This is a genomic window from Helicobacter sp. 13S00477-4 (assembly GCF_002272785.1).
In the GTDB taxonomy this organism is placed as follows: Bacteria; Campylobacterota; Campylobacteria; order Campylobacterales; family Helicobacteraceae; genus Helicobacter_J.
The window spans coordinates 1-6296 of sequence record NZ_MLAS01000026.1 but is presented as its reverse complement, the minus strand read 5'-3'; the positions used below and the strand labels follow the sequence as shown (position 1 = coordinate 6296).

Below are 6296 nucleotides of genomic sequence, written 5' to 3'. Positions count from 1 at the left end.
TCCCTCAGCAAACCTTAAGCTTTATACCTGTATGATTCCAATCCCATTCAGGTGAACCTCATTAATTTAAAAACTCTTCAAAATAGTTTTTTGGTTTATATCACTTTGGATTGTTGGTAATCTTGATGATTGAATAGAAGTTGATGTTTTTTGTATGGTTTGTATTGATGATTTATTTTGATAGCTTTATCATATAGAATCAACAAATCAATATCCCTATCAGCTTTGTATATGATGACTCAGATTATTAGATGATGTGATGGATATAATTTGATAGTGTTGTTAGCAGGGTGGTTGTTCTTTTACTTTAATTTTCAGGTATATGAAGTTTTATATTTGTTGATTGAGTAACGATCTTTGAAATCTAAGCAAGAGGATTGAATGGAAGTTTGATAGGTATAGCATACCAAAAACAAACAAAAGACAAGTCTCTTGATGTTGTTACTATCTATAATACAACTCGTTTATGACTTTAATGATAAAGATATTTTTGCCAATAGGTGTGTAAAACACCTATGAACTTGAATACCTTATATAGAGTGATAACCTTGTGATATATTGTGATAAAAAACACAATGAGATGAGGACAAACTTAACTTTTTAATGGAGAGTTTGATCCTGGCTCAGAGTGAACGCTGGCGGCGTGCCTAATACATGCAAGTCGAACGATGAAGTTTCCTAGCTTGCTAGGGAATGGATTAGTGGCGCACGGGTGAGTAATGCATAGGTAATGTGCCCTTTAGTCTAGGATAGCCACTGGAAACGGTGATTAATACTGGATACTCCCTACGGGGGAAAGAATTTCGCTAAAGGATCAGCCTATGTCCTATCAGCTTGTTGGTGAGGTAATGGCTCACCAAGGCTATGACGGGTATCCGGCCTGAGAGGGTGAACGGACACACTGGAACTGAGACACGGTCCAGACTCCTACGGGAGGCAGCAGTAGGGAATATTGCTCAATGGGGGAAACCCTGAAGCAGCAACGCCGCGTGGAGGATGAAGGTTTTAGGATTGTAAACTCCTTTTCTAAGAGAAGATAATGACGGTATCTTAGGAATAAGCACCGGCTAACTCCGTGCCAGCAGCCGCGGTAATACGGAGGGTGCAAGCGTTACTCGGAATCACTGGGCGTAAAGAGTGCGTAGGCGGGGCAATAAGTCAGATGTGAAATCCTGTAGCTTAACTACAGAACTGCATTTGAAACTGTTGCCCTAGAGTATGGGAGAGGTAGGTGGAATTCTTGGTGTAGGGGTAAAATCCGTAGAGATCAAGAGGAATACTCATTGCGAAGGCGACCTGCTGGAACATTACTGACGCTAATGCACGAAAGCGTGGGGAGCAAACAGGATTAGATACCCTGGTAGTCCACGCCCTAAACGATGGATGCTAGTTGTTGGGAGACTTGTTCTTCCAGTAATGCAGCTAACGCATTAAGCATCCCGCCTGGGGAGTACGGTCGCAAGATTAAAACTCAAAGGAATAGACGGGGACCCGCACAAGCGGTGGAGCATGTGGTTTAATTCGAAGATACGCGAAGAACCTTACCCAGACTTGACATTGATGGAATCTATTGGAAACAATGGAGTGTCTAGCTTGCTAGACCCTGAAAACAGGTGCTGCACGGCTGTCGTCAGCTCGTGTCGTGAGATGTTGGGTTAAGTCCCGCAACGAGCGCAACCCTCGTCCTTAGTTGCTAGCAGTTCGGCTGAGCACTCTAAGGAGACTGCCTTCGTAAGGAGGAGGAAGGTGAGGACGACGTCAAGTCATCATGGCCCTTACGTCTGGGGCTACACACGTGCTACAATGGGATGTACAAAGAGAAGCAATACCGCGAGGTGGAGCAAATCTCAAAAACATCTCTCAGTTCGGATTGTAGTCTGCAACTCGACTACATGAAGCTGGAATCGCTAGTAATCGTGAATCAGCAATGTCACGGTGAATACGTTCCCGGGTCTTGTACTCACCGCCCGTCACACCATGGGAGTTGTATTCGCCTGAAGCCGGGATGCTAAATTGGCTACCGTCCACGGCGGATGCAGCGACTGGGGTGAAGTCGTAACAAGGTAACCGTAGGTGAACCTGCGGTTGGATCACCTCCTTTCTAGAGAAATATCAAGGTATTTGTTTATCTTGATCATTAACCTTAAGGTTGTTTATTTATCAGATAGAAACTCTTTTTTCTTGCTTAGTTTTCAGGGATTGTTGGTTCAATGAATGGATCAAAACACATAAGATGTTATAGGGGCTTATAGCTCAGGTGGTTAGAGCGCACCCCTGATAAGGGTGAGGTCAGAGGTTCAACTCCTCTTAAGCCCACCAGAGGGGAATTAGCTCAGCTGGGAGAGCGCCTGCTTTGCACGCAGGAGGTCAGCGGTTCGATCCCGCTATTCTCCACCATAACTTTGTGTGTATCAAACAATACCTAGAAATAAATACGATTCAATAAAGCCAGAGGGAGTAAAAAACTAAAAACTCACTCAATGTAAAATCACTCAAACACATAGCAATGGTTTGAATTTCAAAGTTGAATCTGTCTGAAAGCTTTAAAAGTTTAATCAGAGTCTTTGTATGTGTAATAAGTTATATGATTTGGATGTTTTCATTCAAAAGAAGCTCAATATCAATGGCACACAAAAGTAAAATACAGACAAAAGATTCGCATTAGACTTTTAGAATGTCTAAATGTTATTTAACATATCATTGTCAATAGCCTAAAAAATAGTAATAAGACTACAATAACTCTGCTTTAATGAAGTCATTAGTTTTTATTTCATTTTTAAGATTTTCTTTATTGTATTTTTTATTGAACATTGAATGATTCAATGATGAATGATGAAGGTAATCATCAATAAGATGAGGATAAAACAACATACATTCAATAAGGCAGTGATAACTTTAGAATACACATATGTTTTATCATTACTTTAAAGCGATCAATCTTTTTTTTGAAGGTCTTTCATCAAATCTTTTGATTTGATTAGGGATTAGATCAGGAAAGATAGATTTGAAAATAAGCTTTTAAGGGCAGATGGTGGATGCCTTGGCAAAGAGAGGCGATGAAGGACGTACTAGACTGCGATAAGCTATGGGGAGCTGTCAAGAAGCTTTGATCCATAGATTTCCGAATGGGGCAACCCGTCCAGTAGAGATACTGGTCACCTTAAATGGAGCGAACCCGGGGAAGTGAAACATCTCAGTATCCGGAGGAAAAGAAATCAAAAGAGATTCTCCTAGTAGCGGCGAGCGAACGGGGAACAGGGCAAACCAAGTGCTTGCACTTGGGGTTGTGGACTGCAACATCCACTTGTATCATTTAGTAGAATTACTTGGAAAAGTAAGCCATAGAGGGTGATAGCCCCGTATACGAAAAATGATACATAGGTAGCAGTATCCAGAGTAGGTCAGGACACGTGAAATCCAGACTGAAGCAGGGGAGACCACTCTCCAACCCTAAATACTCCTCTTTGACCGATAGCGAACAAGTACCGTGAGGGAAAGGTGAAAAGAACCGCAGTGAGCGGAGTGAAATAGAACCTGAAACCATCTGCCTACAATCATTCGGAGCCCTATGATTTATCAGGGTGACGGACTGCCTTTTGCATAATGATCCTGCGAGTTGTGGTGTCTGGCAAGGTTAAGCAAACGCGAAGCCGTAGCGAAAGCGAGTCTTAATAGGGCGTTAAGTCAGATGCTGCAGACCCGAAGCTAAGTGATCTATCCATGGCCAAGTTGAAACGAGTGTAATAGCTCGTGGAGGACTGAACTCGTACCCATTGAAACGGGTTGGGATGAGCTGTGGATAGGGGTGAAAGGCCAAACAAACTTAGTGATAGCTGGTTCTCTTCGAAATATATTTAGGTATAGCCTCAAGTGATAGCAATAGGGGGTAGAGCTCTGATTGGGCTAGGGCTGCTCACCGCGGTACCAAACCCTGTCAAACTTCGAATACCTATTGCCCTATCTTGGGAGTCAGGCGGTGGGTGATAAAATCAATCGTCAAAAGGGGAACAACCCAGACTGGCAAATAAGGTCCCAAAGTTCTATTCTGAGTGGAAAAAGATGTGTAGTTACTCAGACAACCGGGAGGTTGGCTTAGAAGCAGCCATCCTTTAAAGAAAGCGTAACAGCTCACCGGTCCAGTGATTATGCGCTGAAAATATAACGGGGCTAAGATAGACACCGAATTTCCAGATTGTGCTGATGCACAGTGGTAGAAGAGCGTTCGTATCTGCGTTGAAGGTATACCGGTAAGGAGTGCTGGAGCGATGCGAAGTGAGCATGCAGGAATGAGTAGCGATAAAATATGTGGGAATCATATTCGCCGTAAATCTAAGGTTTCCTACGCTATGCTCGTCATCGTAGGGTTAGTCGGGTCCTAAGACAAGTCAGAAATGGGTAGTCGATGGAAAATAGGTTAATATTCCTATACCAACCATTGTGTGCGATGGGGGGACGCATAGGGTTAAGCGAGCCAGCTGATGGAAGTGCTGGTCGAAGGGCGTAGATTGGAGGGTAGGCAAATCCACCTCTGTATTCGAAACCTCACAGGCTCTTTGAAACCTTCGGGTTGATGAGAGAATCGCTGATACCGTCGTGCCAAGAAAAGCCTCTAAGTTTAGCAATGGTTGCCCGTACCGTAAACCGACACAGGTAGATGAGATGAGTATTCTAAGGCGCGTGAAAGAACTCTGGTTAAGGAACTCTGCAAACTAGCACCGTAAGTTCGCGATAAGGTGTGCCTGAGCAATCAGGTCTCAGCAAAGAGTCCCTCCCGACTGTTTACCAAAAACACAGCACTTTGCCAACTCGTAAGAGGAAGTATAAGGTGTGACGCCTGCCCGGTGCTCGAAGGTTAAGAGGATCAGTCAGACGCAAGTCGAAGCTTTGAATTGAAGCCCGAGTAAACGGCGGCCGTAACTATAACGGTCCTAAGGTAGCGAAATTCCTTGTCGGTTAAATACCGACCTGCATGAATGGCGTAACGAGATGGGAGCTGTCTCAACCAGAGATTCAGTGAAATTGTAGTGGAGGTGAAAATTCCTCCTACCCGCGGCAAGACGGAAAGACCCCGTGGACCTTTACTACAGCTTGGCACTGCCGATGGGAGCATTATGCGCAGGATAGGTGGGAGGCTTTGAAATCCTCACTCTGGTGGGGATGGAGCCATCCTTGAGATACCACCCTTAATGTTTCTGTCTGCTAACTGGCTAGAGTTATCCTCTAGCAGGACAATGCCTGGTGGGTAGTTTGACTGGGGCGGTCGCCTCCTAAAAAGTAACGGAGGCTTGCAAAGGTTGGCTCATTGCGGTTGGAAATCGCAAGTTGAGTGTAATGGCATAAGCCAGCCTGACTGTGAGACAAACAAGTCGAGCAGAGACGAAAGTCGGTCATAGTGATCCGGTGGTTCTGTGTGGAAGGGCCATCGCTCAAAGGATAAAAGGTACCCCGGGGATAACAGGCTGATCTCCCCCAAGAGCTCACATCGACGGGGAGGTTTGGCACCTCGATGTCGGCTCATCGCATCCTGGGGCTGGAGCAGGTCCCAAGGGTATGGCTGTTCGCCATTTAAAGCGGTACGCGAGCTGGGTTCAGAACGTCGTGAGACAGTTCGGTCCCTATCTGCCGTGGGCGTAGGAAAGTTGAGGAGAGCTGTCCCTAGTACGAGAGGACCGGGATGGACGTGCCACTAGTGTACCAGTTGTTCTGCCAAGAGCACCGCTGGGTAGCTACGCACGGATGTGATAACCGCTGAAAGCATCTAAGCGGGAAGCCAACTCCAAGATTAACTTTCCCTGAAGGTCGCAGGAAGACTACCTGCTTGATAGGGTAGATGTGTAAGTGCAGTAATGCATTCAGCTGACTACTACTAATAGACCGTTTGGCTTATTTTATAAAGATAAAACGATGTGTATCGTTATCACTGCCTTATTGAGTGTATGTGAGTCTTATTACTTTGAAAAAAAACAACAAATGTTTTTTGATTAGATTTGTGTGTTTGATTTTGAATCTTTTAGGCTATGATGATGTTTTTCTTTTTTCTCTTGATATGGAAAATGGAATTAAGAGCAATACAATGCTCAATAATTACCTATTGCTTTTAATTCCCTTTTCCTTGTGTCTATAGAGAGGAGGCAACACCCAGCTCCATCCCGAACCTGGCAGTTAAGCTCCTCTTCGCTGATGATACTGCATCTTTCAGGTGTGGGAATGTAAGTCGATGCAGGGATAGGGAAACTCCTTTTATCTTTTTTATTCCTTCTTTATTTGTTTTTATTCCTTTTATGATTGTGATGTAT

At 44.3% G+C, this 6296-nt stretch carries 2 tRNA genes and 3 rRNA genes; all 5 read left to right on the top strand.

Annotated elements, in window-relative coordinates:
• The first annotated feature begins 600 nt into the window (after positions 1-600).
• Positions 601-2101 (top strand): 16S ribosomal RNA (locus BKH44_RS08545).
• A gap of 141 nt (positions 2102-2242) precedes the next feature.
• Positions 2243-2319, top strand: a tRNA-Ile gene (locus BKH44_RS08540).
• Positions 2320-2321: 2 nt separating this feature from the next.
• Positions 2322-2397, top strand: a tRNA-Ala gene (locus BKH44_RS08535).
• A 611-nt stretch (positions 2398-3008) separates the two neighbouring features.
• Positions 3009-5891: ribosomal RNA gene (locus BKH44_RS08530) — 23S ribosomal RNA — on the top strand.
• Between the two features lie 219 nt (positions 5892-6110).
• Positions 6111-6226, top strand: a 5S ribosomal RNA gene (gene rrf, locus BKH44_RS08520).
• The 16S, 23S and 5S rRNA genes sit together here with 2 tRNA genes alongside, the layout of an rRNA operon.
• The last annotated feature ends 70 nt before the right edge of the window (positions 6227-6296 follow it).